Origin of the sequence: Bradyrhizobium genosp. A, assembly GCF_049949275.1 — a bacterium.
Taxonomy (GTDB): Bacteria; Pseudomonadota; Alphaproteobacteria; order Rhizobiales; family Xanthobacteraceae; genus Bradyrhizobium.
In genome coordinates this window covers 1,101,946-1,127,537 of the sequence record NZ_CP188196.1, presented here as the reverse complement: position 1 = coordinate 1,127,537, position 25,592 = coordinate 1,101,946, and the positions used below count along the sequence as shown (strand labels likewise).

Below are 25,592 nucleotides of genomic sequence, written 5' to 3'. Positions count from 1 at the left end.
CAACTGGCGCGGAACCTAAAGGCCTGATCCGGCCCGGTCAACGCGCGACAGGGCCAAATTCTAGACCTTAGAGATGCGCTGCTCAATGGGTCAGCGGTTCTGGCCCGGAACCCAGAGCACGTCGCCGGCGCCATTATGGTTGGCGGCGCGGCTGGCCACGAACAGGAAGTCCGACAGGCGATTCATATATTGGATGCCAGCTGCACCGACCGGCTCTCCAGGCTGGGCTGCCAGTTCCACCATCACCCGTTCCGCCCTGCGGCAAATCGTGCGGGCGACATGGAGGTAGGCGGCGGCCGGGGTGCCACCCGGGAGCACGAAGGATGTGAGTGGCGCTAGCTTGTCATTGAGCGCGTCGATGTCGTGCTCGAGCCGCTCGACCTGGCTCGCCACCACCCGCAGCCGTTCGGCTTTACCCTCGCGTTCGGGCACCGCGAGATCAGCGCCGAGATCGAACAGATCGTTCTGGATGCGGCCGAGCATCGCATCGAGCTCCGGCGCATCCCTGGTGTGAAGGCGCACCACGCCGATCGCGGCGTTGGTCTCGTCGACCGTGCCATAGGCCACAATGCGCAGATCATATTTCGGACGACGCTCGCCGGTTCCGAGCGCTGTCGTGCCGTCGTCACCTGTCTTCGTATAGATGCGGTTCAGGACAACCATGTTCAGCGCCCCATCGCCCAGACCGCGATCATGGCGATGACGATCGCCACGAACTGCAGCAGCACGCGCAGGCGCATCAGCTTCTGCGAGGTGTTGGGCGAGCCGCCACGCATCATGTTGACGAGTCCGAGCACCAGCACGATCGCCACGGCGCCGGCTGCCACTGGCAGGATGAAAGTACTCAGGAGAGATGCCATTTGGGGGTGATAACACCGTGTGCGGCGCTCCGCCATGGCGTTCCTAATCTGGCTTTTAGGCTAATAATGTCAGAAGCTCGCTCGATGATTTCCGACTTGCGCGCATGGCCCGCCCTCTTCGCCTCTCCACGCCTGCGGGGAGAGGCCGGAATGCGCGCGCAGCGCGGATTCCGGGTGAGGGGGAGTCTCCGCGAGTCTCTCGCTTACCGTCCCCGCGGAGAGTCCCCCGCACCCGCCGCGGCCGGACGATGCTGCGCATCGCTCGGCGCGCGTCGGCCTCTCCCCGCAAGCGGGGCGAGGCGAATCCGGGCCGCAAGCGGCGTGAGAGCAAGTTTGCTCTGGGGCAGGCCGTGAAGGTGATCCGTACCATCTATGTCGTCGTGGAGGACGCCTTCTACACCTTCCTGGCCGACGACGGCTGGGCGATCGCGAGCCACATCGCGCTGTCGACGCTGATGGCGCTGTTCCCGTTCCTGATCGTGCTGACGTCGCTGGCCGGCTTTTTCGGCTCCAAGGAACTGGCCGACCAGGCGGCCGGGCTGATGCTCGAGGTCTGGCCGAAGCAAGTGGCCGATTCACTGTCCGGCGAGATCCACGACGTGCTGACCACCACCCGCACCGGCGTGCTGACGATCGGCGCGGTGCTGTCGGTCTACTTCGCCTCGAACGGCGTCGAAGCGCTTAGAGTCGCGCTGAACCGCGCCTATGCGGTGGTGGAGATGCGGCGCTGGTACTGGCTGCGGCTGGAATCGATCGGCTATACACTGGTCGCGGCCTTCACCGCACTCGCCATGGCATTCCTGATCGTGCTCGGCCCGCTCTTCATCGAGGCGGCGCGGCGCCACATTCCGCTATTCGTCGAGTCCAACGAGAGCATCCTCACCTGGCTGCGCTACGGCATCACCGTCGGCGCGCTGGTGGTGGCGCTGCTCATCCTGCATGCCTGGCTGCCGGCGGGACGGCGCGGCTTCCTCCAGATCCTGCCTGGCATCGTCTTCACCATCGTGGCCTCGCTGATCTCGGGCGTCGTGTTCGGACAATATCTGGCGCGCTTCGCCAACAATTACGTCACGATGTATGCGGGGCTCGCCTCGGTGATCATCGCGCTGGTGTTTCTGTATTTCATCGCCGCGATCTTCGTTTTTGGCGGCGAGCTCAACGCCGCGATCATCAAGTCGCGGCTTCCTCACGGCGTCTCGCTTCAAGCAGCGCAGTCGCTAAAGCCCGCGGAGACACAGGCTTAACCAGGAAGGCGTCCGCGCCGGCCTCGCGCGACGCTGCCTCGTCCTCGCCGCGGCCGGACACGCCGATGATCGGAATCTGAGCCAGCGGCGTCTGCATCGTACGGATCCGCCGGATCGCCTCGACGCCGTTGATGCCCGGCAACACCATGTCCATCAGCACCGCATCGAAGCCGCCTTGCGCGAGCCGATTTACCGCATCCTCGCCGCGCCCGATGAACTCGGCATGATGGCCGAGCTCGGTCAGAATCGTGTTGAGCACGACACGGCCAAATGGATTGTCTTCGACGCTGAGCACGCGCAGCGCCGCCAGCGCATCCGGCTCGTCGCTGTCCGCCTTGCGCGACTTCACCGGCCCTGCCGCATCGAGCGTGATGGTCAGCGTGAAAGTGGCGCCGCCACCGCGCCGCGGCGCGACCGTGATGTCGCCACCCATCGCGCGCGCCAATTGCTTCACCGAGGATAGACCGAGCCCGGCGCCGCCGAAGCGCGAGGCGATGGTGACATTGGCCTGGGTGAACGGGCGGAACAGACGGTTGATCTCGGCCATGGTCAGGCCGATGCCGCTGTCGGACACCGAGAAGGCAACGCCGACCCGGCGCTTGTCCTTATCCTTGCCCCTTCCCTTGCTTTTGGCGGGACGCCAGGGCACCGCCGAGATCGCCACGCCGCCCTGATCGGTGAATTTGACCGCGTTATCGATCAGGTTTTCGAGCGCGGCGCGGAGGCGGACGGGATCGCCGACCACGAGGCGCGCGAGCTTGTCGGAAATCTCGACCTCGGCCTGGAGCCCCTTGGCGGCGGCCCGGCCGGCAAGCGAATCGCCGGTGCTGCGGGCGAGCGCCCGCAGATCGAACAAATCCTGCCGCAGCGTGCCCCTCGCGGCCCCCTTCCCGGTCTTGGCGGCATCGACGAACAGCGTGGCAAGGTTCGCCAAATGCTCGGCACCGGCCTTGATGGTGTCGGCCCAGCGCCGTTCCCGCTCGCCGAGATCGGAGGTCGACAGCAAGTCGCTGATCGCGAGAATGCCGGTCAGGGGCGTGCGGACCTCGTGGGCAAACGCCGCGAGCGCCGCCTGGATCACGTCAGGCGCGACGGACTTTGCGCCAGTTCTGGTGCCGCGCTTGCGCACCCTCCCGGCCGCCCCGGACCGCTTCCGGGGCGGTTGCCTGGACTTTCGCGTGGTGCGCGCTGCGCGCGTTTTCGCCGCCATAAATCCCCTTCGAAGTATCCTCTTCGAACCCCGGGCTCCTGGCCCAAGCATGGCACGGCGGAACCCCCGGAGTCACGGCGGCGTTTGGCTAACCCCCAGAGAAACTTGACCTAATCCCACCAGCTGGCAGATGCCCGCAGGCGTGGTGCCGGCGGCGCGCAACTCCCGCAGGCCGGTCGAGCGGTCCGATTTCGACAGCTTCCGCCCGTCGGCGTCGCGAATCAGGGGGTGGTGGCGGTAGGTGGGGTCCGGCAGGTCCAGCAAAGCCTGGAGCAGGCGGTGGACCGAGGTGGCGTGAAACAGGTCCTGGCCGCGCACGATCTCGCTGACGCCTTGGATGGCGTCATCGACGACAACGGACAGATGGTAGCTGGTCGGGGTCTCCTTGCGGGCCAGGATCACGTCGCCCCACGCCTCCGGCCGTGCGGCGACCAGGCCGCGCTCGCCATCGGGGCCCTCGCCCAACTCGTTCCAGGTCAGGCCGGCGACGCGCCGGCAAGCGGCCGCCATGTCGAGCCGCAGCGCGTAGGGCACGCCGGTGTCGATCAGACGCGACCGCTCGCCGGCCGCCAGCGATTTCGCGTCACCGGGATAGAGCGGTGCACCGTCGGGATCGCGCGGCCATGGTCCATCGGCCTCGCGCGCAGCCACGAGCTTCGCGATCTCGGCACGGCTTTCGAAGGCGGGATAGACGAGGCCGAGCGCGGCGAGTTTTTCCAGCGTGCCGCGATATTCGGCGAGATGCTCCGACTGCCGCCGCACCGGCGTCTCCCAGGCGATCCCCAGCCAGACGAGATCCTCGTAGATCGCCGTCTCGAACTCCGGCCGGCAGCGCGCCGCGTCGATGTCCTCGATCCGCAGCAACAGCCGTCCGCCGGTTTCGCGCGCGCGGTCGAAATTCAGCAGCGCCGAATAGGCATGGCCGAGATGCAAGTGGCCGTTCGGGCTGGGGGCAAATCGGAAAACGGGTGGCGCCATATGCAAAGATCTCGTCATGGCCGGGCTTGACCCGGCCATCCATCTTCCAAGACTCTGTTACGATCGGAGATGGATGCGCGGGTCCCGCCTACGCCGACGGCTTCGGCGGGCTTGTCGGTATTGGGCCGGCGTAGCTCTAGCAGAGACGGCAAGCCCGCGTATGACAAGTTAGGCGACAATGACCATCCACCTCGAAACCCAATCCGATCTCGAAGAAGCCGTCCACGCGCTGGTCAAGCGCGATCCGCGCCTCAAGCCCGTGCTCGAGCTCGCCGGCATGCCGGCGTTGCGGCGGCGCGAGCCGGGTTTCGCGGGGCTTGCGCACATCGTCTGCGGGCAGCAGCTTTCAACCGCGAGCGCCGCAGCGATCTGGGGGCGGCTGTCGGCTGCCTTCGATCCGTTCGATCATGAGGCGGTGCGCCGCGCCCGCACCGACCGGCTGGGGCGGCTCGGCCTGTCCGCGGCCAAGATCAAGACGCTGAAACACCTCGCGCGCGAGATCAACGCGCAGCGGCTGAACCTCGACGTGCTCGCCGAAGAAGACGCCGAGGCCGCGCACCACACGCTGATTGCGCTGCCGGGCATCGGGCCATGGACAGCCGATGTTTATCTGCTGTTCTGCCTCGGCCATGGCGATGCCTGGCCGGCCGGGGACATCGCCGTGCAAGAGGGGATCAGGGTTGGCCTGGGGCTGACGGCCCGGCCGACGGAAAAGCAGATGGCGCCGCTTGCAGAACCATGGCGGCCGCTGCGCGGGGCCGCGGCGCATCTGTGGTGGAGCTACTATCGCGCGATCAAGAACCGCGAAGGCGTGATCCCGGGCACCCCACCGAACAACGTTTAAAACTATGTTGCTGTTGCAAACGACACGTGCGTGATCGATGAGATGCCGGCACAGACACAAGCCGGGATCGACATCATGACAGCCACCGACTTCATCGTTGCGCGAGACGATTTTGAAACCTGCAAGACGATCACAACCACGATACCCGCAGCCGACGCGCTGCCGCGGGATGCGCTGCTGGTGAAGGTCGATCGCTTCGCCTTCACCGCCAACAACATCACCTATGCCGTGCTCGGCGACGAGCTGAATTATTGGCAGCTGTTTCCCGCACCCGCGGGCTTCGGCAACATTCCGGTGTGGGGCTTTGGCGACGTCATCGCCTCGAAACATCCGAACGTGCCCGTGGGCGAGCGGCTGTTCGGCTATTTCCCGATGGCGACGCATCTCGTCATCGAGGCTACCGACGTCAGCAAGCGCGGCCTGCGCGACGGTGCCGCACATCGGCAAGGTGTGGCGCCCGTCTACAACGCCTATGCGCGCATCGGCGGCGACCCCGCTTTTGCTGGCAAGCTGGGCGACTATCAGGCGCTGCTGCGGCCTCTGTTCATGCTATCGTTCCTGGTCGATGACTTCCTGACCGAAAACGGCGATTTCGGCGCGCGCACCGTGCTGCTCTCGAGCGCATCGAGCAAGACTGCGTTCGGGCTCGGCCATCTCCTGCATTCACGCGGGCGCAAGGTGATCGGCCTGACTTCGGCCGGCAATACCGGCTTCGTCGCGTCGCTCGGCTGTTATGACGAGGTCGTCACTTATGATCGCATCGCGTCGCTGCCGGCGGATGGGCCCGTCGCCTTCGTCGACATGGCCGGCAATAGCGCACTGCGCGCCGAACTGCACCGGCATTTTGCCGACCAGATGAAATGCTCCGTGCGCGTCGGTTTGACGCATCGCGCCACCGAGCCCGACGAGGGCGAACTGCCCGGCGCAAAGCCGCGCTGGTTCTTCGCTCCCGACCAGATCCGCAAGCGTGCCAAGGAATGGGGTCCGGGCGGCGTCGAGCAGCGCTTTGGCGCGGCATGGTCTGGCTTTGCGCCGACGCTGGACATGCGCCTGACCGTAGTCGAGAGCCGCGGCCCCGACGCGGTGCGGCAGGTCTATCTCGACACGCTGAAGGGGCGCATTCCGCCTGAGCAGGGCCACATGCTCTCGCTGCTCGGGTAAAGCGCTTTCGACATGGGCTGATCCAGTATAGCGTTTGATCTCGAGGAAACGCCGCGAAGACGGCCACGAGGTCGCGCATGCTGGACAGGACGAAGAATATTGCCGTCTCCGCGCAAGCCTGGCTGGATGAATTCGAGCGTGCGCTGGGAAAAGCCGAAGCGCTCGAGCGCCTGTTCGTCGCGGAGTGTTTCTGGCGCGACGTGCTGGCGCTGAGCTGGACTCTGCAAACGATTGCCGACCGCGACGAAGTTGCGCAAGCCCTGACAGCGCTTCTGCCCAAGGCGGCGCCGACGAACTTCAAGATTGCGCCGAACCGTGCGCCGCCGCGCTGGGTGACACGCGCCGGCACCAACAACATCGAAGTCATCTTCAATTTCGAAACCACGGTCGGCCGCAGCAGCGGCATCGTGCGGCTCGTGCCCGATACCGCCGACGGCGATCGTCTGAAAGCATGGACGCTGCTCACCGCGCTCGACGAGCTCAAGGGCTTCGAGGAGCAGCTCGGTACCTTGCGGCCGCGAGGACAGGCCTACTCGCGCGATTTCCGCGGGCCGAACTGGCTCGACTTGCGCAACGCCTCGCGCGACTATTCCGATCGTGATCCCACGGTGCTGGTGGTCGGCGGCGGCCAGGCCGGGCTGGCGATCGCGGCCCGACTGAAGCAGTTGCAGATCGACACCCTGATCGTCGATCGCGAGGCACGGATCGGCGACAATTGGCGCAAGCGCTATCACGCGCTCACCCTGCACAACCAGGTGCAGGTCAATCACATGCCTTACATGCCGTTCCCGCCGAACTGGCCGACCTATATCCCCAAGGACAAGCTCGCGAACTGGTTCGAAGCCTACGTCGACGCGATGGAGCTGAACCTCTGGACAGGCACCGAGTTCGCGGGCGGCGTCTACGACGAGGCCGAGGAACGCTGGACCGTCTCGCTGCAGCGCGACGGCAACAAGAGCACGATGCATCCGCGCCATGTGATCATGGCAACTGGCGTCAGCGGCATCGCCAATGTGCCTGATATTCCAACGCTGAATGATTTCAAGGGAACGCTGCTGCATTCCAGCCGCTACGAGGACGGCGAGAACTGGCAAGGCAAGCGCGCCATCGTCGTCGGCACCGGCAACAGCGGCCACGACATCGCGCAAGACCTCCATTCCAGCGGCGCCGTGGTGACGCTGGTGCAGCGTTCGCCGACACTGGTCACCAATATCGAGCCGTCGGCGCAGCTCGCCTATGCGACCTACAATGACGGCACACTCGAGGACAACGACCTGATCGCAACCTCGATGCCGACGCCGCTTGCGAAGAAGACCCACGTGATGCTGACCGAGCAATCGAAGGAGCTCGACAAGGAGCTGCTCGACGGCCTCCGCCGCGTCGGCTTCAAGCTCGACTTCGGCGAGGCCGGCACCGGCTGGCAGTTCAAATACCTCACCCGTGGCGGCGGCTATTATTTCAACGTCGGCTGCTCCAACCTGATCGTCGAGGGTGCGATCAAGCTGAAGCAGTTCGAGGACATCGAAGGCTTCACAGCCGATGGCGCGCAGATGAAGGATGGCACGGCCGTCGCCGCCGATCTCATCGTGCTCTCGACCGGCTACAAGCCGCAGGAATATCTGGTGCGAAAGCTGTTCGGCGATGGCGTCGCCGGCCGCATCGGCCCGGTCTGGGGCTTTGGCAGCGGCTTTGAGCTGCGCAACATGTATGCGCGCACCGGGCAGCCCGGCCTGTGGTTCATCGCCGGCAGCCTCGCGCAGTGCCGGATCAACTCGAAATTTCTCGCGCTGCAGATCAAGGCGATCGAGCAAGGGATGTTGCCACGGGCCGCGGCAAACGAGCACGACAGAGGCAACTGAAGAGGGGACCACACATGCCAGCCATTCTCGGCGCCGGCGAACACCGCTACCGCGTCGTCGAAAATTTCGCAAAGATTCCCGACGGCTGGCAGCTCACCGACGTCGCCTCGGTGGCGGTCGACAGCAAGGATCGCGTCTACGTCTTCAACCGCGGCGCCCATCCGATGGTGGTGCTCGATCGCGAGGGCAATTTCCAGCGCAGCTTTGGCGAAGGCCTGTTCTCCCGCGCCCACGGCCTGCATATCGACGCTGACGACAATCTCTATTGCACCGATGACGGCGACCACACCGTGCGCAAATGCACCACCGAGGGCAAGGTGCTGCTGACGATCGGCATCCCGGCAAAGCCTGCGCCGTTCATGAGCGGCGAACCGTTCCACCGCTGCACCCACACCGCGCTGTCGCCGAAGGGCGAGATCTACGTCTCCGACGGCTATGGCAATGCGCGCGTGCACAAATACACGCCCGACGGCAAGCTCATCAAAAGCTGGGGCGAGCCCGGCACCGATCCCGGCCAGTTCAACATCGTGCACAATATCGCCACCGATGCCGACGGCTGGGTCTATGTCGCCGACCGCGAGAACCATCGGGTGCAGGTGTTCAATGGCGAGGGCAAATACGAGACGCAGTGGAACAATCTGCATCGCCCTTGTGCGCTGTGCTGTTGCGGCGGGGGCAAGAGCCCGACCTTCGTCATCGGCGAACTCGGCCCCGGCATGGCCGTCAACCGAAAAGTGCCCAATCTCGGCCCGCGGCTGTCAATCGTGGACGCCACGGGAAAGCGGATCGCGCGGCTCGGCGGCGAGGAAGGCCCGGGTGTCGCCAGTGGAAAGTTTCTGGCACCACACGGCATCGCGCTGGATTCGAAGGGCGATATCTATGTCGGCGAAGTCGGCGTCACCGACTGGAAGACCAGCTTTCCGGACGACGAGATGCCGGCCTTCGTCCGCAGCACGCGGTGCCTGCAGAAGCTGGAGCGGGTGCGGGAGTAGCTGTCACCGCAAAGCCGCCACACGGGGCAAAAGGCAGTTCCGCGCCGGCTCCCTGCCCCTCCCCGAATCGCGGCGTTTTTGAGCGTTTGCCACCCCGCCGCCGTATTGCTTGCGCCTGAATAAGTCGCTCAACGGGCTTCACAATCCCGTCACGCTGCATGTAGTATGTCAATACATGCTGCTTCGCAGCGTATATTGGAGGCCGGGAGCGTTACTTGAACGCACATGTCTCGCAAGGCAGTTGGCCGGTGCTGGTCCTTAACGCGGACTTCCGGCCGCTGAGTTACTACCCACTGTCTCTGTGGTCGTGGCAGGACGCGATCAAGGCGGTGTTCCTCGACCGCGTCAACATCGTCGCTCATTACGACCAGGCGGTTCACAGCCCTACGCTGCAAATGCAGCTGCCGAGCGTCGTTTCGCTCAAATCCTTCGTCAAGCCGACCACGCATCCCGCTTTCACCCGGTTCAACGTCTTCCTGCGCGATCGATTCGCCTGCCAATATTGCGGCTCGCCCGAAGACCTCACCTTCGATCACATCATCCCGCGCAGCAAAGGCGGCCAGACCACTTGGGAAAACGTGGTCGCGGCCTGCTCACCCTGTAATCTGCGCAAGGGCAATCTCACGCCGGTGCAAGCCAAGATGTTTCCGCGCCAGCACGCTTTCGCCCCGACCGTGCACCAGCTCCACCGCAACGGCCGGCTGTTTCCGCCGAACTATCTGCACGACAGCTGGCTCGACTATCTCTACTGGGATACCGAGCTGGATCCGTAGGGGCTGGCCTCACACCCCGATCGCATTCTTCGCCACCACGTCGCGGTAGAACGCCGCGCTCAGCTTCGGCACCCTCGCCTGCGTCTCGAAATCGACCCGGTAGAGGCCGAAGCGTTTGCCGTAGCCAAAGATCCACTCGAAATTGTCCATCAGGCTCCACAGGAAATAGCCGCGGATCGGCACGCCGTCGGCGATCGCGCGCTGCATCTGGGTCAGGTAGTTGCGCAGGAACATGATCCGGTCGAGATCGTAGACCTGGCCGTCGGCGGCGATCCTGTCCTCCGAGGAGGTGCCGTTCTCGCTGATGTAGATGGTCTCGATGTTCCATATTTTTGCGGCGATGCGCGGCGCCCAGTAGATCACCTCGGGGCCGACCCGCAGCCATTCCGAATTCATGTGCGGGAACGAGGTTGGGAACGGCAACACATGGAAGCCCGGCGCGCGGTCAGAGGCGGTGACGTAGAACTGCGGCGCGTAGATGTTCAGCCCGACGAAATCGTTGGGCGTGCCGATGATCTTCAGCTCTTCGGCCGTGAATTTCGGCGCATCCGCGCCGGCATAGGCGAGGAAGCCGTCGGTGTACTTGCCCTCCAGCACCACGCCGAGGAAGCCGGCATTGAGCTCGCGCGTCGCGATCTCGGCAGCGCGAATGTTCTCAGCCGTCGCGATCGCCGGCACGCAGGCCGCGATGTTCTCGGCCGCGCCGACGCGCGTACCGGCGCGACCCGAGGCGCGGATCGCCTGCACAGCGAGGCCGTGTGCCAACGCGACGTGATGGCGCGCCTGGTTCAGCTGCGCCGTCGGCAGCTTCAGGCCCGGCGCGTCGATACCCCAGCCATAGCCGAAATTCACGAAGCGCCCGACCTCGTTCACGGTGAAGATGTTCTTGACGCGATCGGTCAGGCGCGCGGCAACATGGGCAGCGTAGTCCGCAAAGGCCTTCGACGTATCACTCGACGCCCAGCCGCCGACGCGGTCCTGGAGCGCCTGCGGCAGGTCCCAGTGATAGAGCGTGGCATAAGGCTCGATGCCGCTCGCAAGCAGTTCGTCGACGAGTCGGTTGTAGAAATCGAGACCCTTTGGATTGGGCTGTCCCATCCCGTCCGGAAACACCCGCGGCCATGCGATCGAGAAGCGGTAGGCCTTGACGCCGAGCGCCTTGATCAGCGCGACGTCCTCCTTGTAGCGATGATAATGCTCGTTGGCGCGGTCGCCGGTGGAGCCGTCCTCGATCTTGCCGGGCGTATGGCTGAAAACGTCCCAGATCGACTTGCCGCGGCCGTCCTCGTCGATGGCGCCTTCGATCTGATAGGAGGAGGTCGCCGTGCCCCAGAGAAAATCCTTCGGGAATGGCGCGCCTGCCGGAGTCTCACTGCCGAAGGCGCTGGCGCGCGTGGTGAGGCTGAGCGCAGCAAGCCCGGTCAGCTTCGCGAATGAGCGGCGCGAGAAAGCCGACATCGTCATCTCTGCGCCTGTTCCATGTCGATCTGATAGGCGGAAATTCGGTCGATCTCGAACGCGACGGTCGGCGGCGATTCCGCATCGACGGGGCCGACCCCGACAAAGAATTTCGAGCCGATCGCGAGATTGACGATCATGTACATGGGATCGTCGAAGCCGATCGGCACCGTGATATCGGAGACCGGCTTGCGGTCGATGAAATAGACCAACCGATCCTGCTCCCACAGCACACCGTAATTGTGGAACGTGGTCGAGGCGTTGCCGACGGCGAAATCGAAGCCGCAGGATTGGATCTTCTGGGTAGACGGAATCCGCCAATGCGTCGTCATCACCATGTCGCCCGGCCGCTCACCGCGGCCTTCCAGCACGTCGACCTCGGGCGGCCAGCCGCCATCATCCGCCAGCATCCAGAATGCCGGCCACACCGCATGGCCGACCGGAATCTTGGCCCGGATCTCGAAATATCCGTGCTTTTGCGAAAAAGTACCCTGCGTCGTCAGGATGCCCGAGATGTATTCATTGTCGAACAGCACGGATTTCAAATCGGGTGGCGTGCGGCTCGCGACGATCGACAGCACACCGTTCTTCACCCTGAACGGATCGAGCCCGAGCGGCGTCGTCGCGCGACCGGCATAGCGCGGATCGACATAGATCTGCTGCTCGCCATTGGCGCTGGTCTTGCGCTTGAAATCGGAGCCATCGCCGCCCCAATAACGCGCCTCCGGCCACGCCGCGCCGCCTGCATAATGCGGCACCCAGCGCCCGCTCGACAGCGGATGCTCGTCGAAGTCCTCGTTAAAGGTCCGCCGCAGCGGCAGGAAGATCAGCGAGGCGGGATTGATCGCTTCGAGCTTGCGGCATTCGATCGTGGACGGGTCGGTTGTCACTTGCAGCGACAAGCTGCCCGGCGCGCCATCGAGGTCGTCCTGCGCGACGCCCGGCACGGATGCCATGAATAATCCGGTCGCGATCAACGCGCTTCTCGTCCAACGGTCGATCATCGCCGCACATCGCACATGCAAGGAAAGAGGCCGAGGATAACTCGCCTCTCTTCGCGCGGGCAAGAGCCGACGCTACGGCACGATGATGTCCAGCCGGTCGCGCGGCGGAATTGTTGCCCTGAACGCCTGAAGCGCCGAGCTCACCTCCGCCGCATCGGCCGAAGGTGCACGGTAGAAGGCGACATCCTGTTGCGACAAGGTTACGGTTCTCGTTCTCAGCACGGCAACCTTGGTCCAGCTCGACGGCACGCCCTTCGGGAACCAGACGTCGTAGATCATCACCAGGCCGATACCATGATCGTTGGCGCGGGCTTCCATCTCCGCGGGTCCATACTGCCCAGCGGTTCTCGCCTTCCGCACCTGTTCGGAACCAAGGCCCCAGAGATCGAGCGTGTAGTTGGGATTGCGGTAGGCGACCATGCCAAGATCGTTGACCCCAACCGCATGCCGGTAGAACGATTTGGCGAAGCGAGCCAGCTGGTATTGCTGCTCATAGATATCGCTGGCAGCGATCGGCGTGACCAGTGCGGTCGTCACATAGGGCATCGCCGCAATGCCGAGCCCAAGCACCAGCGCGATCTTCGTGAGCGACCATTGCAACGCGGGCAGACGCGGCCTGGCTTGCGCGGCGCTCCAAAGCAACGCGGCCGCCGCGAGCGCCATGATGTAGACTTCATAGCGGTTGAACCAGCCATATTGACCGAACACCAGATGAGCACCGATGGCGGCGAGAACGGTCAGACAGACGATCAGCGCCTTGCGGTCGGCACGCAGCCAGGAGGTGCAGCCGGCAAGGGCAAGGCCGAGCATGATGAGCCGCAAGCCATAGGAGCTGGTGATGCTCCGCAGCATGTTCTTGACGACGGCAGGCAGATTGCTCGCGGATTCGCCATCGAGATTTGCGAGATAGCCCTTCAGCAGCACCGAACTCGGCAGCAGCGGTAGGCCGCGCGAGGTCATCAATGCAAAATAGCCGGACAGGCTGACGGCAACGACGAGCGCGGCGCCGACAGCAAAGCGCCGATGGCCGAGCAGCGCGAAGCCGGCAATGGCCGCACAGGCAAAGGCGGCACCTTCGAAGCGGATCAGGGGAAGTAGCACCAGCGCAATGAAGTGCAGCCGCGTCGGCGCGGATCCGCGCGCAGCCGCGGCGAGACCGAGAAAGGTCACGACGGAGGCCCACACGTGAGCGCTGTGCTCCATGCCGGTCATCGGCAGCGCGACAGCGCTGACGTTAAAGATGAGGAGCAATGCGATCAGATAGCCGAACGAGCGATCATTGACGTCATCGAACAACCCGTTCGCTTCCAGCGCACGCAGAAGCGCAAACACTGTCGCACATGCGGCGGCGGCGTTGATCAGCAACGGGCCGAACGGGCCGAGATGCATGGCCTCGGTCAGCGCGAGAACATAAGGCCAGATGATCGAGGAGCTTGGCGATGAAAATTCACCGGCGTTGACCCCATATCCGCCGGAGAGAATTTGGTCGGCAACCGCAAGATGAATATACGCATCGTCCAGCGAGAAAACGAACCTGACGTCACACTGCGCAACCATTGCGGCGAGTTCCGCAGCAAACAGCGACAACCAAAGCAGCACCGCGACAGTCGAGGGACGGGTCCACCAACCCGCGCCGGAACCCGCAGACGACAGCCGGCCTGTCCGGTCCAGGCGATCGTAATGCTTCACGGCAGTCGTCACAGAGCTCTCCCCGCGGTCAAAGCCAAGCCCATGACAGTTCCCGGCCCTCGTCAGCCGCATCCGATACAATCAAGAGTTTAATCGCGCATTTCCGCCAGCTCGTGCCTGACCGTTACGTCAGCATTTCGTTAATGACGATGGGTGACCGGGCTCCCCCAACCCCGGTCGCAACGACTTTCGGGGCGCATGAACGACCCGTTACCGTCCGTTAATCCTCACGCGGCAAGCTCGGCTCCATGCGCGACGGCGCTTTCCGTTCTTCAATCCTCTCAGATCTGGGCTAGGTCGTATGCTCACCGCAACATTGGAGCAGATCCAGGCCTCGCCGCGGAAGCGGACAATTTACGTCTGCGTCATTCTCTCGCTCCTCGCAGCCATCCTCGCCTTCAAGGCCCTCCGGTTCTTCGAAGGCGGCCTCTGGTACGGCAGCCAGACACCCGACTTCACCGCCTTCCATATCGTCGCGCAACGGATCTGGCTCGGGGATATCGACCTGACCTACCAGTTCGAGTCGTTCGCGAAGATGCAGCTTGCGGCAGCCGGCGGCGCGGCCGAGGTCATGCCCTGGACTTATCCGCCGCAATTCGCCCTGTTGCTTGCGCCCCTCGCGTTCCTTCCGGGCTGGGCCGCCTATTTTCTCTTCACGGCGGTCACGCTGGCGGCCTATCTGATGACGCTCCGCGCCGTCGCCGGAAACAACTTCGCGCTGGTGCTCGTCGTGTTTTTCCCGGCCATCGCGATCACGATCGCGATTGGCCAGAACGGCTTTTTGACCGGCGCGCTGATCGGGCTGGTCTGCATCAATGCGAAACGGCGCCCGGTGCTTGCCGGCATCGCGCTCGGCCTGATGGTCATCAAGCCTCATCTGGCCGTTGCGGCCGGCATCTACATGCTGTTGACACGCCGCTGGCCGGCGGTGCTGACCGCCGCGATCGTGGTGGTCGCGAGCTCGCTCGTCTGCACGCTCGCCTTCGGGCTGCAAATCTGGGTCGCGTGGCTCGGCAGCATCCGGGAAGCCGCAGGCTTCCTGGAGGGAGGCCGCTACCAGCTGTTTCGGATGATCTCGGCCTATGCGGCCCTGTACAAGGCCGGCCTCCCCGCCGCTGGGGCGTTCTGGGGGCAGATGGCAATGGCAGGTCTCGCGCTGGTCGCCGTCGCACTCGCGGTTGCTCGCGGACCGTCTCCCCGTTTCGCGCTCGGCATCGTCGCGGTCGTCTCCGTGATGATCAGCCCCTACGCCTACGACTATGACCTGCCGATCGTGGGGATCGGGCTTGCACTGCTGCTTCCGGACTTTGCCAGCATGGCGAACCCGCGCGAACGCAGCGCGGTCTACGCCCTGCTCCTGCTGGCCAACGCCTATGGGCTGCTGCAATCAGCCCGGCTGTCCGCAGAGAACGTCACCGCGAGTGACCTGCAGAATTATACGGCTCCGGCCGTTGGTGGCTTCGCCCTCATGACGGTGCTCGCGATACTGCTGCGGTGCCTGCTGCGCGACGCCGGGCCTGCCGCCATCCGCCTGCATGGCGAGCGCGCATAGCGGCGGAGACCACACCGATCACAGGAGCGATGACGGAACCGGAAAGGCCTGCGCCCGTTCAAATCGAAGACCCCGCGGCGGCCGACGCCGCAGCACAACCGAGGGAGGCCCTCCATGCCCGCAGCCGAGAAGGATCATGTCTATAAGATCCTGGAACTGGTCGGATCGTCCGAGACCTCGATCGAGGACGCGATCAAGAACGCGATCAGCCGCGCGTCCAAGACCGTGCGCGAGATGAAATGGTTCGAGGTGGTCCAGACACGCGGCCACATCGAGAACGGCGCCGTGCGCCACTACCAGGTGACGCTGCGCGTCGGGTTCACACTGGATGGGTGATGCGGCGAATGCGAGGCGAACCATCCCGCCGCGGAAGCGTGGTTAACATCCGCCGACGAGAGTGGATAGAAACGCCGGCAATCCTCACCGGTTGACTACGGCCCCGCGCAATCATCACGGTTCTTGCAACAGGCCGTTAAGGCCAAAGTGAGAGGTTTGCACCGAATTGGAGCAAACCCGATGGTCACCAGCCGAGAACTCGGCAAGGCGCACCTTCCGCTCTGGGCGGCAGGATTCGTTGCGCTGATCTGCGTGACGATCCTGGGCTTGAGCGCCTGGCGCGAATGGGAAACGCGCAATGCGGCGCTCAGAAGCGCCGAGATCGACGTCACCAATCTGGCGCATTCGCTGATCCAGCACGCGAACGACACGTTCGAGCTTGCCGATACGATCCTGGTCGGGCTGGTCCACCGGCTCGAACTCGACGGATTGGGCCCGGACACAATCGCAAAGCTCCAGACCTATCTGCCGACCCGCAAGTCATCGGACCGCATCCGCGGCATCTTCGTCTATGACGAGACCGGCCGTTGGCTCGCCACGACCGAGCACGTCGACTTCTCCGGGCTCAACAACAGCGATCGCGAATATTTCCGGCAGCACCGCGCCTCCCCGGACAAGGGCACGCTGATCGGGCGGCCCGTCAAGAGCCGCTCCGGCGGCCAGTGGATCATCACGGCGTCGCGCCGGATCGACCATCCGGACGGCAGCTTCGCCGGCGTCGCCCTGCTCACGATCGACGTCGCCTATTTCTCGAAATTCTACGAGCGGTTCGACTTCGGGCCGAACGGCTCGGCATCGCTGCTCAACAACGCCGGCATCATGCTGGCGCGGACCGGTGACGAGAGCGAAGCTTTCGTCGGACGGGACCTGTCCAATGCGCCCTTGTTCAGGGATTGGAAAAGCCGACCCGCAGCGGCGATCTATTATTTCAAGTCGCCGATCGATGGCGTGCAGCGGCTGAGCTACTACCAGCGCAGCAGCAACTATCCGTTGATGGTGCTGGCGAGCAAGTCGCAGGACGACGTGCTGGCCCCCTGGCGACACGCCGCGGCCACCCGCATGGTCTTCGTCCTCGGGCTCGTGCTACTGATCGCGGTGATCGGCTTTTATCTGGTCCGTCAGTTGCTGCATCGGCAGCGCATGGCACAGGCCCTGGTCGCCAAGGAAGCGAATTTCCGCCTGCTGGCCGAGCAATCCAGCGACATGGTGACCCGGATCGGGCTGGATAACCGGCTCATCTACGTCTCTCCCTCCTGCGTGCGCATCACCGGCTGGTCGGCCGAAGAACTGCTGGACACGTCGGCCCTGGCCGGCATCCACCCGGACGACATGGAACGGGTCGAGCAGGTCATCGCCGCGCTGAAGAACGGCGAAGCCGAGGAGGCGCGGTTGGTCTATCGCCAGCGTCATCGCGATAAGGGCGAGATCTGGGCCGAGGCGGCACTGCACGTGACCCCGGCCTCTGACAGTGGCGAGATCGACGGCGTCGTCGCTGTCATGCGCGACATCACCGAGCAGAAGGACCTTCAGGACAAGCTCGCCTCGCTCGCGGCCACCGACGCTCTCACCGGCCTCGCCAACCGGCGCGCATTCGACGAACGCCTCGCCGACGAATGGGCGCGCGCCCGGCGCGACGGCACGCAGCTCTCGCTCCTGCTGATTGACGTCGACCATTTCAAGAAGTTCAACGACTATTACGGACATCTGGCAGGCGACGGGTGCCTGCGCGCGCTGGGCCGGATTTTATCCGCTATCGCCAGGCGCCCTGCCGACCTCGCCGCGCGCTACGGCGGCGAGGAATTCGCCGTGCTGTTGCCGAACACCGGTCCGGACGGCTGCGCCGAGGTCGGCGAAGGGATCCGCCAGGCGCTGCACGATCTCGCCATGCTGCACGCGCAAAATCCGCCCTCCCGCCTGGTGACTGTCAGCGTCGGCGCTGCAACGAGCCTTCCGTCCCAGGCCTCGGACTCAAGCACGCTGGTCGCTGCCGCGGACCGCGCGCTCTACGCCGCCAAGGACAGCGGTCGTGACCGGCTGGTGGTGTCGGGACAAGTCGTCCCCTGGCCCGCGAAGAGCGCGTGACGGGATCGAGTAGAGCAGTGCAAGGCCCGCGATTGCGGTCGGGAAGCCGTAGGCGGCACTGACGATGCCGACAACCAGCGGACCGAAGCCGGCAACCGCCCGACCGATGTTGAAGACCTCCAAGGACCTATGCACCGCGCAACTCAGGCCAGATGGCACGCCACGAAATGCCCGCCTGCGCCTTCCTTCAGTTCCGGCGCACTTTCCGCGCAGCGTGGCTGGGCGATCGGGCAACGGGTGTGGAAGTGACAGCCTGACGGCGGCTTCATCGGGCTCGGCACGTCGCCCTTGAGACGGATGCGGTTGCGCTTGAGCTTGGGATCCGGCACCGGCACGGCGGAGAGCAGCGCCTTGGTGTAGGGGTGCTGCGGATTGCGATAGAGGTCGCTCGCCTTCGCCAGCTCGACGATGCGGCCGAGATACATCACCGCGACGCGGTCGGAAATGTGCTCGACCACCGAGAGGTCGTGCGCGACAAAGAGATAGGTGAGGTTCAGCTCGGCCTGGAGATCTTCCAGGAGGTTGATGACCTGCGCCTGGATCGAGACGTCGAGCGCGGACACCGGCTCGTCGCAGACGATCAGCTTCGGTTCGACCGCGAGCGCACGCGCGATCACGATGCGCTGTCGCTGGCCGCCGGAGAATTCGTGCGGATAGCGGCGCATGTGCTCGGCCTTGAGGCCGACCTTCACCAGCAGACTTGCGACGCGCTCCTCACGTTCCTTGGCCGTTGACCCAAGCTTATGAATAATGAGGGCTTCGCCAAGGATGGAGCCGATCGTCATGCGTGGATTGAGCGAGGCGAACGGATCCTGGAACACGAGCTGCATGTTCCGCCGCATCGCGCGCAGATCGTTGCCGCCGAGCTTGCCGACGTCCTGGCCGTCGAACACGACCTCGCCGTCGGTCGGCTCGATCAGGCGCAGCACGCAGCGCCCGGTCGTCGACTTGCCGCAACCGGATTCGCCGACGAGACCGAGCGTCTCGCCGCGATTGACCGAGAACGACACGCCGTCGACCGCGTAGACAGTGCCGACCTGGCGCGACAGCAGGCCGCCGAGCACGGGGAAATATTTCTTCAGGCCGCTGACGCGGAGCAGGGGCTCGCTCATGCCGCGCCTCCCAACTGCGTATCTCCCAGATGGCAGGCCATGCGATGGCCGGGCGCGATCTCGCGCAGCAGCGGCTCCTTCTCGGTGCAGATATCCATGGCAAACTTGCAGCGCGGCGCGAAGCGGCAGCCGACCGGCGGATTGATCAGGATCGGCACCGAGCCGCCGATCGCTTCGAGCCGCGTCTTGTGCTCGCTGTCGAGATCGATGCGCGGGATCGAGCGGATCAGGCCCTGCGTGTAGGGATGGCCCGGATCGGCGAAAAGAGCGTCGACATCCGCTTCCTCCACCACCTTGCCGGCATACATCACGACGACACGCTGTGCGGTCTCGGCGACGACACCCATGGCATGGGTGATCAGCATCACCGCCATGCCGAAGCGTTCCTTCATGTCCTGGAGCAGGTCGAGGATCTGCGCCTGGATGGTGACGTCGAGCGCGGTGGTCGGCTCGTCGGCGATGATGAGCTTGGGCTTGCAGGCCAGCGCCATCGCGATCATCACGCGCTGGCGCATGCCGCCGGAGAACTGGTGCGGATAGTTGTGCACGCGGCCTTCGGCGTTGGGAATCTGGACCAGCTTCAGCATCTCGATGGTGCGCTCAAGCGCCTGCTTCCGGGTCACCGCCTCATGCCGGCGCAGGCTCTCGGCGATCTGCTCGCCGACGGTCAGCACCGGATTGAGCGAGGTCATCGGCTCCTGGAAGATGAAGCCGATCTCCTTGGCCCGGATCTCGTCGAGCTGATTGCTCGTCAGCGGGACCAGATCGCGGCCCTCGAAGATGATCTCGCCGGCCGCGATGCGGCCCGGCGGCATCGCGATCAGCTTCAGGATCGACATTGCGGTCACGGTCTTGCCGCAACCGGACTCGCCGACGACGCAGAGCGTCTCGCCCCTGTTGATGGAGATGTCGACGCCGTCGACGGCCTGCAAGATGCCGTCATCGGTGGAGAAGTGGGTCTTGAGACCCTTGATCTCGAGCAGCGGCGCCATCAGATCACCCGTCGCGCATCAAGCGCGTCACGCAGACCATCGCCGATGAAGTTGATGGCGACCACCGCGATGAAGATCGCGCCGCCCGGAAACAGCGCCCAATGCGGGCCGATGTCGAGGAAGTCCTTGGCATCGTACAGCAGCCGGCCCCAGGTCGGGGTATCGGGCGGAAAGCCGAGGCCGAGGAAGGACAGCGTCGATTCCGCGATGATCGCGGCGGCAACGTCGATGGTGCCGGCGATGATCACCGGACCGAGCGCATTGGGCAGGATGTGCTTCACCACCTGCCGCACCGGGCTCGCACCGAGCGCACGCGCGGCCTCGACGAACTCCTTCTCACGGATCGACAGGAACTGCGCACGCACGAGGCGCGCCACCGGCATCCAGCGCAAGCCGCCGATCACGAGGACGATCAGGATGAAGATGCCGCCCTCGGGACCGAACACCTGCTTCAACCCATCGCGGAAGAGATAGATCAGCAGCAGGAGCAGCGGCAATTGCGGCAGCGACAGAAAGAGGTCGGTGAGCCACATCAATCCGTGCCCGACCGCACCGCGCGACATGCCGGCGAGCGCACCGACCAGCGTGCCGATGAAGACCGAGACCAGCATTGCGGCCAGCCCGACCGCAAGCGAGATACGCCCGCCATAGATCATGCGCGCCAGGATATCCTGGCCGAGATCGTCGGTGCCGAAGGGATGCGCGAGCGAAGGCCCTTGCATGCCCGCCACGATATCGATGTCGTTGATCGAGACGCGCCAGATGAAGGGACCGACCACCACCGCCAGAATCAAGATGAGGAGCAGAAGCGCACTGACCACGGCCAGCTTGTGGCGGCTGAAGCGCCGCCATGTCTCGCGCCACGGCGAGTAGACGCGCCGCTCAGCGGAGGGAGATGCGAGGGTCAAGCCAGCCATACAGCACATCCGCGATGAGATTGAAGAGCACCACCAGACAGGCGAACACAAAGGTCACGGCCATCACGACCGGGGTGTCATTGGAGAGGATGGAGGAGATCAGCAGCGAGCCGATGCCGGGAATGCGAAAAATCTGCTCGGTGACGATGGCGCCGCCGAACACGGCAGGCAACTGCAGTGCGATCAGCGTAACGACCGGGATCATGGCGTTGCGCATCACGTGCTTGACGATGACCTTGGCCTGTCCGAGGCCCTTGGCGCGCGCCGTGGTGACGTAGTCGAGCCGAATCACGTCGAGCATCGCCGAGCGCACGAAGCGCGTCATCGACGCGGCCTGGAACAGGCCGAGCACCGCCACCGGCATGATCGCCTGCCGGATCATTTCCAGCACATAGCGGACGCCGGTGGCCTTGATGTCGGTGGTGTAGACGAAGGGAAGCCAATCCAGCGTGACCGAGAAGATCAGGATGAACAGGATGCCGGTGAAGAAGGTCGGCAGCGAGAAGCCGACGAAGGCGAGCGTGTTCGCGATTCGGTCGAACAGCGAATAGGGCTTCGTCGCCGCATAGACGCCGACGGGAATCGCGATCAGGAGCGCCAGGATCTGCGCCGAGCCGATCACGTAGAGCGTGGTCGGCAAGCGCTGGAGGATGAGCGTATCGACGTTCATCCGGCTGACAAAGGAAAAGCCCCAATCGCCATGCAGCATGGCGGAGAGCCAGTGCAGGTAACGAAGATAGATCGGATCGTCGAGGCCGAACCTGGCCCGAAGCGCGGCTTGCACTTCGGGCGGCACATTCGGATTGGTTGCCAACTCCGAGAAAGGATCGCCGGGCGCGAGTGCCAGCACGACGAACAGCACCAGCGAAATGGCCAGCAGGCTCGGAATGGCGATCAGGAGGCGGCGGAGGACAAACTGGCTCATAGGGAAGAATCCCGTCTATGTCCGCGCGATCATGCCTCCCGGTACCAGTCCTGAATGTTGTCCGTTTCGTTCGCCCAGCCGCTAAGCGCCGGCCGTAGCGCGTTGGACGCGGCCTCCACCTTCAGGCGGTGCATCACCGGAATGAATACGGTGTCTTGCCACAACAGATCGTTGCACTTGATGTAAAGTGCGGCGCGCTTGACGGGATCGGTTTCGGTTTCGGCCGCCGCAATGGCCGCATCATAGTCCTTGTTGACATAGCGCGGGAAATTCTGGCCTTGCCACTTGTTCTCCTTGGTGGCCACGTTGGCGGAAATGTAGCGGCGCATGTGCAAGGCCGGATCCGGCTGCGTCATCGGGATCTGGAATTCCTCGATGTCCGCATAGAACTTGGGATAGGTGTCGGGGTTGGCGACGTCGGAAGAAAAGAAGACGGAAGCGACGACGGATTTCAGCTCCACTTCGATGCCGGCCTTCTGACAGGCCTGCTTGACGATGGCCTGCGTCTTCTGGCGCGGACCGTTGGTCGAGGTCTGATACAGGAGCTTCAGCTTCTTTCCGTCCTTCTCGCGGATGCCGTCCGCGCCGGCCTTCCATCCGGCGTTCTCCAGCATCTTCGACGCCTTCTCGACGCTGAACTCCCACGAGGTGTTCTTGGAGACGAACTTCTCCGGTCCATTGAGGTAGTTGGCCGTTGTGCGGCCGGCGCGACCGTAGATCGCCTTCTTGACGGACTCGCGGTCGACGAGCAGGGACAGCGCCTTCCGAACGGCGGGATCCGAGAGGATCGGATGCTTGGTCTTCATCGAGGACCGTTCGCCGTCGATCTCGACGTTGGGGTCGGTGAAGTTGATCGCGATGAACTCGATGTCGCCACCGACGGCATAAACGGTCTTGCCCTTGCCACCCTTCTCCAGCCGCAACAGGATGTCGTCTTCGACCTGCATGTTCCAGGCAAAATCAAACTCGCCGGTCTGGATCACCGCCCGCGCCGCAGAGACGGCATCGCCGCCGCCCTTCATCTCGATGGTGTCGAAATGCGGACGATTAGACATGTGGTAGTCGGGATTCAGTTGGCCGCGGACGAGATCGCCCGGCTTGAACTCGACGAACTTATAGGGACCGGTGCCCACCGGCGCCAGATTGTTCGGCGCCTCGCGGGATTTCGATCCCTTGTAGTCTGCAAACAGATGTTTCGGGATGACGCAGCCGTATGCGCCGACGAAGGCGTTAGCCCAGAATGGCGTGGGGCTCTTGAACAGGATGCGGATCGAAAGGTCATTAACCTTCTCGACCGTGATCTCACCGTAGGTGCTGATGGAGACGGCAGCCGTGGCTGGATCGCTGGCATATGCCCAGGTAAACACGAAGTCGTCGGCGGTGAGCGGCTTGCCGTCATGCCATTTGACGCCCGGTTTGATCTTCCAGGTTACCGACTTGCCATCGGCGGCCAGACCACCATTGGCAGCCGAGGGAATCTCTGCCGCAAGGATCGGGTTGAGATTGCCGTCGGCATCCCAGCTCGCGAGCGGCTCGTAGAACAGGCGCGATCCATCCTGATCCTTGGTGCCGGTGGCGAAATGCGGATTGAGCAGCGTCGGTCCCTGCCACCACAACAGCTTCAGCGGGCCGCCGCCGCCGCGCTTGGTCGGAGGATAGGGAGACGGGCTCTGGGCCATGGCGACGCCGCCGATGGCGAGGATCTGGTTGGCCATGGGGGCGGTGAGGCCGACGGCGGCCAGGCGCTGGATGAAGGCGCGGCGATCCATCCGCCCGTCCTTCACGTCACCGATCATCGAACGCAGTTCTTTATCCAGCATGGTTGTCCCCGTCTGGTTCCCGTATGGATGCAGGCGGCCGCGGGACGGCCGCCGGGTTTTGGCTGGCGGTAGATGGCACACTGAATAGGCCGCGCGTCAACTGCGACCGTGTGTGTGCAAACGGTGTTCTGGCTGTCTGTTGAGCAAAACTTCGTTCCGCAGCCCAACGGTTCGGCATTCCGGCGTCAAAATCCGCCGGAAACCAAGTTGCACTGCGAAAAATTTGTTCGCGAGATCAGACGAAGTATCGAGATGGAATTCTACGCCACGGACATATCGAGCGGCGGCCCGACGTGATCCGGCAGCGGGCAAACATAAGGCGTCTTGGCCGTCCGCTTCGTCAGGTCCGCCTTCGCAGCCTTGATCAGTTCCGGTTCTGTCAACGCCTTGATGCCGAGGCCTGCCATGGCCTTCGCCGCCTGCACCATCGCCTTATGGGCATGCGGGCTCTTGCCCTGCGCGACCACCTGCCAGGTGTGGAAAGGCGTGCCGATTGCAACCGTTGGTGCGTGAACTTGCACGGTCGGCACCACCCAGCTCACATCGCCGACATCCGTCGAGCCGACCAGCGGGTTGCGCTTGGCGTCGAGCGGCACCAGGAAGTCGGCCAGCGGCCGATCGGTCGGCTCCATGCCGATCGCGTAGTAGACCGACGCGATGTCCTTGTCGGTCAGCGTCGCGCGGATCTGGCTGGCAAAGCCCTTGTCCGTATCGTCGAAATGGGGAGGTCCAAGCTCTTCCATGACCCGATGCAGCGCCTGCTCCAGCGGCGTGTTCGGCAGAATGTTGGAGACCGCGGAGATGATCTTCATCTCGACCTTGGTCTCGGTCATCAAGGCCGCACCGTCTGCGATCTTGCTGACGCGCCCGACCAGCTCGTTCATGCCGGGGAGATCACGGGCGCGAATGGAATAGCGCACGCGGGCATGGGCCTGCACCACGTTGGGCGCAATGCCGCCGGTGTCGAGCAGCGCGTAATGCACGCGCGCATCGCTCGGCATGTGCTCGCGCATGTAGTTCACGCCGACATTCATCAGTTCCACAGCGTCGAGCGCAGAGCGGCCGAGATGGGGCGAAGCCGCCGCGTGCGAGGTGCGGCCGGTGAAAATGAAGTCGGCGCGGGTGTTGGCGAGCGACGGCGTCACCGCGACCTCCCAGAAACTATGCGGATGCCAGGTGATGGCGATATCGGCGTCCTCGAACGCGCCGGAGCGCACCATGAAGGCCTTCGCCGCGCCGCCCTCTTCCGCCGGGCAGCCGTAATAGCGCACGCGGCCGGGCACCTTGTTTTCGGCGAGCCAGTCCTTGACCGCGGTTGCAGCGAGCAGTGCCGCGGAGCCGAGCAGATTGTGGCCGCAACCATGGCCGTGGCCGCCGGTCTCGACCGGACGATGCTCGGCAATTCCGGCCTCCTGGCTCAGGCCCGGCAGGGCGTCATATTCACCCATGAAGGCGATGACCGGACCGCCCTCGCCCCATTCGCCCATCACCGCGGTCGGAATGCCCGCCACGTTCTCGGTGATGCGGAAACCCTGGTGGCGCAGCTCAGTGAGATGCTCGGCGGCGGAACGCGCCTCGGTGTAGCAGACTTCGGGCATGCCCCAGACCTTGTCGCTAAGGTCGATGAAACGTCCCTTGATCGTGTCGATGCCACGCCAGATGTCGCTGCGATTGTCCATGGTTTGGTCCGTGATCTCTTGGTCAAGCGAAGCGGCAATGGTTAGCAGCTTCATTGAACCCCGCCTAGCATCTCGCGGGACACCAGCCATGCGGCCGATGCCGGA

22 protein-coding genes are annotated in these 25,592 nt (G+C 64.3%); 9 read left to right on the top strand and 13 right to left on the bottom strand.

Annotation, left to right across the window (positions count from 1 at the left end; all coding sequences use genetic code 11):
- Positions 1 to 90: 90 nt before the first annotated feature.
- Positions 91 to 663, bottom strand: a complete 573-nt coding sequence (locus ACP2YP_RS05125) for a cob(I)yrinic acid a,c-diamide adenosyltransferase (protein ID WP_426422717.1) — start codon at positions 661 to 663, stop codon at positions 91 to 93.
- 2 nt (positions 664 to 665) lie between these two features.
- Entirely contained in the window at positions 666 to 860 is a 195-nt protein-coding gene (locus ACP2YP_RS05120; RefSeq protein WP_426422716.1) for a twin transmembrane helix small protein, read from the bottom strand.
- A 350-nt stretch (positions 861 to 1,210) separates the two neighbouring features.
- On the opposite strand from ACP2YP_RS05120, the gene ACP2YP_RS05115 reads away from it, so the two are divergent.
- Positions 1,211 to 2,104 carry a YihY/virulence factor BrkB family protein gene (locus ACP2YP_RS05115; RefSeq protein ID WP_426426471.1) on the top strand — a complete coding sequence of 298 codons (894 nt, stop codon included), beginning with the start codon at positions 1,211 to 1,213 and terminating at the stop codon, positions 2,102 to 2,104.
- Here the strand turns inward: ACP2YP_RS05115 and ACP2YP_RS05110 are convergent.
- The gene (locus ACP2YP_RS05110; RefSeq protein ID WP_426422715.1) at positions 2,031 to 3,314 is read right to left on the bottom strand and encodes an ATP-binding protein; all 1,284 of its coding nucleotides are present in this window, start codon (positions 3,312 to 3,314) and stop codon (positions 2,031 to 2,033) included. The two genes, ACP2YP_RS05115 and ACP2YP_RS05110, sit on opposite strands and share 74 nt — an antisense overlap.
- Positions 3,315 to 3,386: 72 nt before the next feature.
- The gene (gene gluQRS, locus ACP2YP_RS05105; RefSeq protein ID WP_426422714.1) at positions 3,387 to 4,292 is read right to left on the bottom strand and encodes a tRNA glutamyl-Q(34) synthetase GluQRS; all 906 of its coding nucleotides are present in this window, start codon (positions 4,290 to 4,292) and stop codon (positions 3,387 to 3,389) included.
- Positions 4,293 to 4,470: 178 nt separating this feature from the next.
- On the opposite strand from gluQRS, the gene ACP2YP_RS05100 reads away from it, so the two are divergent.
- The 5 genes from ACP2YP_RS05100 (at position 4,471) to ACP2YP_RS05080 (ending at position 9,921) form a co-directional block, all read left to right on the top strand.
- Positions 4,471 to 5,136, top strand: a complete 666-nt coding sequence (locus ACP2YP_RS05100) for a DNA-3-methyladenine glycosylase family protein (RefSeq protein ID WP_426422713.1) — start codon at positions 4,471 to 4,473, stop codon at positions 5,134 to 5,136.
- A gap of 75 nt (positions 5,137 to 5,211) precedes the next feature.
- Positions 5,212 to 6,297, top strand: a complete 1,086-nt coding sequence (locus ACP2YP_RS05095; protein WP_426422712.1) for a DUF2855 family protein — start codon at positions 5,212 to 5,214, stop codon at positions 6,295 to 6,297.
- A gap of 77 nt (positions 6,298 to 6,374) precedes the next feature.
- Positions 6,375 to 8,156, top strand: a complete 1,782-nt coding sequence (locus ACP2YP_RS05090) for an NAD(P)/FAD-dependent oxidoreductase (protein WP_426422709.1) — start codon at positions 6,375 to 6,377, stop codon at positions 8,154 to 8,156.
- 14 nt (positions 8,157 to 8,170) lie between these two features.
- Positions 8,171 to 9,148 carry a peptidyl-alpha-hydroxyglycine alpha-amidating lyase family protein gene (locus ACP2YP_RS05085; protein WP_426422708.1) on the top strand — a complete coding sequence of 326 codons (978 nt, stop codon included), beginning with the start codon at positions 8,171 to 8,173 and terminating at the stop codon, positions 9,146 to 9,148.
- 215 nt (positions 9,149 to 9,363) lie between these two features.
- The gene (locus ACP2YP_RS05080; RefSeq protein ID WP_018316280.1) at positions 9,364 to 9,921 is read left to right on the top strand and encodes an HNH endonuclease; all 558 of its coding nucleotides are present in this window, start codon (positions 9,364 to 9,366) and stop codon (positions 9,919 to 9,921) included.
- A gap of 9 nt (positions 9,922 to 9,930) precedes the next feature.
- Here the strand turns inward: ACP2YP_RS05080 and ACP2YP_RS05075 are convergent, their stop codons facing one another.
- The 3 genes from ACP2YP_RS05075 to ACP2YP_RS05065 all read right to left on the bottom strand — a co-directional run bounded on the left by ACP2YP_RS05075 (position 9,931) and on the right by ACP2YP_RS05065 (position 14,084).
- Positions 9,931 to 11,379, bottom strand: coding sequence for a GH1 family beta-glucosidase (locus tag ACP2YP_RS05075; protein WP_426422706.1), 1,449 nt, complete (start codon positions 11,377 to 11,379; stop codon positions 9,931 to 9,933).
- Positions 11,380 to 11,381: 2 nt separating this feature from the next.
- Positions 11,382 to 12,383: a glycoside hydrolase family 16 protein gene (locus ACP2YP_RS05070; RefSeq protein ID WP_426422705.1), complete on the bottom strand. Its 1,002-nt coding sequence runs from the start codon at positions 12,381 to 12,383 to the stop codon at positions 11,382 to 11,384.
- A gap of 72 nt (positions 12,384 to 12,455) precedes the next feature.
- Positions 12,456 to 14,084, bottom strand: a complete 1,629-nt coding sequence (locus ACP2YP_RS05065) for a hypothetical protein (protein ID WP_426422704.1) — start codon at positions 14,082 to 14,084, stop codon at positions 12,456 to 12,458.
- A gap of 289 nt (positions 14,085 to 14,373) precedes the next feature.
- On the opposite strand from ACP2YP_RS05065, the gene ACP2YP_RS05060 reads away from it, so the two are divergent.
- From ACP2YP_RS05060 to ACP2YP_RS05050, 3 genes are all read left to right on the top strand, one after another.
- Positions 14,374 to 15,624, top strand: coding sequence for a glycosyltransferase family 87 protein (locus ACP2YP_RS05060; protein ID WP_426422702.1), 1,251 nt, complete (start codon positions 14,374 to 14,376; stop codon positions 15,622 to 15,624).
- Positions 15,625 to 15,738: 114 nt separating this feature from the next.
- A complete protein-coding gene (locus ACP2YP_RS05055; protein WP_254195821.1) occupies positions 15,739 to 15,960 on the top strand; it encodes a dodecin in 222 nt (73 codons plus the stop codon).
- 180 nt (positions 15,961 to 16,140) lie between these two features.
- Positions 16,141 to 18,042 carry a sensor domain-containing diguanylate cyclase gene (locus ACP2YP_RS05050; RefSeq protein WP_426422700.1) on the top strand — a complete coding sequence of 634 codons (1,902 nt, stop codon included), beginning with the start codon at positions 16,141 to 16,143 and terminating at the stop codon, positions 18,040 to 18,042.
- 143 nt (positions 18,043 to 18,185) lie between these two features.
- Here ACP2YP_RS05050 and ACP2YP_RS05045 read toward each other — a convergent pair whose 3' ends face one another.
- The 6 genes from ACP2YP_RS05045 to ACP2YP_RS05020 all read right to left on the bottom strand — a co-directional run bounded on the left by ACP2YP_RS05045 (position 18,186) and on the right by ACP2YP_RS05020 (position 25,487).
- Positions 18,186 to 19,154, bottom strand: a complete 969-nt coding sequence (locus ACP2YP_RS05045) for an ABC transporter ATP-binding protein (protein WP_426422699.1) — start codon at positions 19,152 to 19,154, stop codon at positions 18,186 to 18,188.
- Positions 19,151 to 20,146, bottom strand: a complete 996-nt coding sequence (locus ACP2YP_RS05040; protein ID WP_426422697.1) for an ABC transporter ATP-binding protein — start codon at positions 20,144 to 20,146, stop codon at positions 19,151 to 19,153. The genes ACP2YP_RS05045 and ACP2YP_RS05040 overlap by 4 nt, the downstream gene beginning before the upstream one ends.
- Positions 20,146 to 21,063: an ABC transporter permease gene (locus ACP2YP_RS05035; RefSeq protein ID WP_426422696.1), complete on the bottom strand. Its 918-nt coding sequence runs from the start codon at positions 21,061 to 21,063 to the stop codon at positions 20,146 to 20,148. The genes ACP2YP_RS05040 and ACP2YP_RS05035 overlap by 1 nt, the downstream gene beginning before the upstream one ends.
- On the bottom strand, positions 21,029 to 21,988 hold the full coding sequence (locus ACP2YP_RS05030) for an ABC transporter permease (RefSeq protein ID WP_426422694.1): 960 nt from the start codon (positions 21,986 to 21,988) through the stop codon (positions 21,029 to 21,031). The genes ACP2YP_RS05035 and ACP2YP_RS05030 overlap by 35 nt, the downstream gene beginning before the upstream one ends.
- Positions 21,989 to 22,017: 29 nt before the next feature.
- Positions 22,018 to 23,808 carry a peptide ABC transporter substrate-binding protein gene (locus tag ACP2YP_RS05025; RefSeq protein WP_426422692.1) on the bottom strand — a complete coding sequence of 597 codons (1,791 nt, stop codon included), beginning with the start codon at positions 23,806 to 23,808 and terminating at the stop codon, positions 22,018 to 22,020.
- A 260-nt stretch (positions 23,809 to 24,068) separates the two neighbouring features.
- On the bottom strand, positions 24,069 to 25,487 hold the full coding sequence (locus ACP2YP_RS05020) for a M20 family metallopeptidase (protein WP_426426470.1): 1,419 nt from the start codon (positions 25,485 to 25,487) through the stop codon (positions 24,069 to 24,071).
- Between the last annotated feature and the right edge of the window lie 105 nt (positions 25,488 to 25,592).

Coding starts and splice junctions, on each gene's coding strand:
- ACP2YP_RS05060 (WP_426422702.1), top strand. CDS start 14,374: ATGCTCACCGCAACATTGGAGCAGATCCAGGCCTCGCCGCGGAAGCGG.
- ACP2YP_RS05045 (WP_426422699.1), bottom strand. CDS start 19,154: ATGAGCGAGCCCCTGCTCCGCGTCAGCGGCCTGAAGAAATATTTCCCC.
- ACP2YP_RS05125 (WP_426422717.1), bottom strand. CDS start 663: ATGGTTGTCCTGAACCGCATCTATACGAAGACAGGTGACGACGGCACG.
- ACP2YP_RS05040 (WP_426422697.1), bottom strand. CDS start 20,146: ATGGCGCCGCTGCTCGAGATCAAGGGTCTCAAGACCCACTTCTCCACC.
- ACP2YP_RS05055 (WP_254195821.1), top strand. CDS start 15,739: ATGCCCGCAGCCGAGAAGGATCATGTCTATAAGATCCTGGAACTGGTC.
- ACP2YP_RS05075 (WP_426422706.1), bottom strand. CDS start 11,379: ATGTCGGCTTTCTCGCGCCGCTCATTCGCGAAGCTGACCGGGCTTGCT.
- ACP2YP_RS05035 (WP_426422696.1), bottom strand. CDS start 21,063: ATGGCTGGCTTGACCCTCGCATCTCCCTCCGCTGAGCGGCGCGTCTAC.
- ACP2YP_RS05020 (WP_426426470.1), bottom strand. CDS start 25,487: ATGGACAATCGCAGCGACATCTGGCGTGGCATCGACACGATCAAGGGA.
- ACP2YP_RS05030 (WP_426422694.1), bottom strand. CDS start 21,988: ATGAGCCAGTTTGTCCTCCGCCGCCTCCTGATCGCCATTCCGAGCCTG.
- ACP2YP_RS05085 (WP_426422708.1), top strand. CDS start 8,171: ATGCCAGCCATTCTCGGCGCCGGCGAACACCGCTACCGCGTCGTCGAA.
- ACP2YP_RS05050 (WP_426422700.1), top strand. CDS start 16,141: ATGGTCACCAGCCGAGAACTCGGCAAGGCGCACCTTCCGCTCTGGGCG.
- ACP2YP_RS05110 (WP_426422715.1), bottom strand. CDS start 3,314: ATGGCGGCGAAAACGCGCGCAGCGCGCACCACGCGAAAGTCCAGGCAA.
- ACP2YP_RS05025 (WP_426422692.1), bottom strand. CDS start 23,808: ATGCTGGATAAAGAACTGCGTTCGATGATCGGTGACGTGAAGGACGGG.
- ACP2YP_RS05095 (WP_426422712.1), top strand. CDS start 5,212: ATGACAGCCACCGACTTCATCGTTGCGCGAGACGATTTTGAAACCTGC.
- ACP2YP_RS05070 (WP_426422705.1), bottom strand. CDS start 12,383: ATGATCGACCGTTGGACGAGAAGCGCGTTGATCGCGACCGGATTATTC.
- ACP2YP_RS05100 (WP_426422713.1), top strand. CDS start 4,471: ATGACCATCCACCTCGAAACCCAATCCGATCTCGAAGAAGCCGTCCAC.
- ACP2YP_RS05120 (WP_426422716.1), bottom strand. CDS start 860: ATGGCATCTCTCCTGAGTACTTTCATCCTGCCAGTGGCAGCCGGCGCC.
- ACP2YP_RS05090 (WP_426422709.1), top strand. CDS start 6,375: ATGCTGGACAGGACGAAGAATATTGCCGTCTCCGCGCAAGCCTGGCTG.
- gluQRS (WP_426422714.1), bottom strand. CDS start 4,292: ATGGCGCCACCCGTTTTCCGATTTGCCCCCAGCCCGAACGGCCACTTG.